General features: G+C 73.4%; 1 pseudogene. It reads left to right on the top strand.

Features of this window, described 5'->3' with window-relative positions:
* Window positions 1-226 (top strand): annotated as a pseudogene (locus tag SB751_RS34300) (phenylphosphate carboxylase subunit delta); the annotation flags it as partial.
* Window positions 227-244 lie beyond the last annotated feature (18 nt).

Genomic DNA, 244 nt, shown 5'->3' with positions numbered 1-244 from the left:
CATGGGCGACGACATCATCGACCTGCCGGCAATGCAACGCGCGGGCTTCGCCGCCAGCGTGCCGAATGCGCCGGGCTATGTCAGCCAGGCGGCCCACTGGATCGCCACGCAACCTGGCGGCGGTGGCGCGGTCCGCGAGTGCTGCGACCTGCTGCTGGCTTCCCAGGGCCGGCTGGGCGGATTCCTGGCCGCGCCGGGGCTGCTCGGCCCGGGCGCCATCCAGTAAGCGCGCCCCCAAACCTCG

Origin of the sequence: Cupriavidus sp. SIMBA_020, from assembly GCF_046535395.1 — a bacterium.
Classification (GTDB): domain Bacteria; phylum Pseudomonadota; class Gammaproteobacteria; order Burkholderiales; family Burkholderiaceae; genus Cupriavidus; species Cupriavidus campinensis.
This window is presented reverse-complemented; position numbering and strand designations above follow the sequence as displayed.